The following is a 1,505-nucleotide window of genomic DNA, read 5'->3' as shown; positions in this document are numbered from 1 at the left end:
TGTGAACACCGGTGAATCTCACCCGGATACATTTTTCCCCGATCAGGCGTTTTATGAAGCCTGTTTTGAGGGGGATTTGGATCAAGTGGAGAAGTCATTGGCTGAGGGAGTCAATGTCAATGCCGTTATGGATAATGATCTCACTGCGTTGATGTTGGCATCAGGTCAGGGGCACAAGGACATCGTCGAACGCCTGATCAACGCCGGGGGCGATCTCAACGCCCGTTCTGAGGATGGTGCCACCGCGCTGTTCATCGCTACCCAGGAAAATAACACCGACTGCCTGAAACTCCTGATCGAAGCCGGGGCGGATCTTAACGCCCGGACTGAGGATGGCGTCACCGCGCTGTTCATGGCCGCTGCGGACGGCAATACCGGCAGCTTGAAAGCCCTGATCAAAGCCAAGGTTGATCTCAACGCCTGTAATATGCATGGCGCCACCCCGCTGTTCATTGCTGCCCAACAAAATAACGTCGACTGCGTGAAAGCTCTGATCGAGGCCGGGGCGGATCTCAACGCCCCCCGAACCAAGGATGGCGCCACCCCGCTGTTGATCGCTGCCCAGGAAGATAACACCAACAGCTTGAAAATCCTGATCGAAGCCGGGGCGGATCTAAACGCCGCCATGCTGGATGGCCCCGCCCCGCTGTTCTTCGCTGCCCAGGAAAATAACATTGACTGCGTGAAAGTCCTGATCAACGGCGGGGCTGATCTCAACGCTGCCTTGCCGAATGGTGCCACCCCGCTCTACATAGCTGCTGAGATGGGCAACACTGACTGCTTGAAAGCCCTGATCGAAGCACGGGCTGATCTCAACGCCCAGACTGACGGTGGCGCCACCCCGCTGTTCATCGCTGCCCAAAAAAATAACATCGACTGCCTAAAAATCCTGACCGAAGCCAGAGCTGATCTCAACGCCCGGACTGAGGATGGCGCCACTGCCCTGTTCATCGCTGCCCAGGAAAATAACGCCGACTGCGTGAAAATCCTGATCGGAGCCAAGGCAGATCTCAACGCCCGGACTTCGGATGGCGCCACCCCGCTGTTCATCGCTGCCCAGGAAAATAACATCGACTGCGTGAAAGTCCTGATCAACGCCGGGGCTGATCTCAACGCTGCCATGTCGAATGGCGCCACCCCGCTGTCCGTCGCAATCTTGATGAGCAATAACGACTGTGTGAAAGCCCTGACCAGGGCCGGGGCAAGGCATGGAACAAAAGAAAGGCATTATTTAATCCAGTAAACACGGCTTTCGGGTGTACCTATCTTCTGAGTTTTTGAAATGGGTGATGATTTAGTCACAGCAAACTTTATAGTCATAGAGAAAGTGAAGCTGAATCACTTTCAGCTCTGAACCAAAATCTACATGGCATGACTGAAAGCTTCTCTGGGGCAGTTCAGAGAATAGCTAACTGCGTAACTTGCGTTCTTTCCTTGATCTATCCTCCCTCTCTGTACACCAGAATGCAGGGATAGAATGATTAAACACTCGCTCTTTGCAGCAC

At 54.0% G+C, this 1,505-nt stretch carries 1 protein-coding gene; it reads left to right on the top strand.

The annotated features are described in order from the left end of the window. Nucleotides 1-1,243: ankyrin repeat domain-containing protein (locus tag KDK19_RS13795; protein ID WP_257292189.1), on the top strand; the 1,243-nt coding region annotated here is incomplete at its 5' end. Between the last annotated feature and the right edge of the window lie 262 nt (nt 1,244-1,505).

The organism is Endozoicomonas sp. ONNA1 (assembly GCF_024606325.1).
Lineage (GTDB): Bacteria > Pseudomonadota > Gammaproteobacteria > Pseudomonadales > Endozoicomonadaceae > Endozoicomonas_A.
The sequence above is the reverse complement of the archived record's forward strand: the minus strand, read 5'-3'. Positions and strand labels throughout refer to the sequence as shown.